The following is a 322-nucleotide window of genomic DNA, read 5'->3' on the forward strand; positions in this document are numbered from 1 at the left end:
AAAAATGGATTATAATTTTTAGCTTCATATAGTAAATCCTGAACTTGATTATCGTAAACATTAGCTGTTGTTAAACTGAAAACTAGAGGAATTATAGTATCAGTAACTGTTGTAATGCAGTGTAACTTGTAACCTTTATAATATCCCAGACGTGTACCTTTGCCGGATTTAGCTTCGCTATCGTATTTTGAACTTCTTAAGGCAGTAGCATCAATTGCACATAGTCTAGTTTCTGGGTTAATAAATTCAACAAACATAGCATAAATACCATAATATATATGTTTCTCTAAAGTCTTAGCTCTTAACGAAAAGGTAGAATAAT

General features: G+C 30.7%; 1 protein-coding gene. It reads right to left on the reverse strand.

All coding sequences use genetic code 11. The features are described 5' to 3' along the window. Positions 1 to 322, reverse strand: a 322-nt coding sequence (locus ACJDTP_RS28175) for a transposase (RefSeq protein ID WP_406763020.1), incomplete at both ends; no start/stop codon positions are given.

Source organism: Candidatus Clostridium helianthi (assembly GCF_045310795.1).
In the GTDB taxonomy this organism is placed as follows: Bacteria; Bacillota; Clostridia; order Clostridiales; family Clostridiaceae; genus Clostridium; species Clostridium helianthi.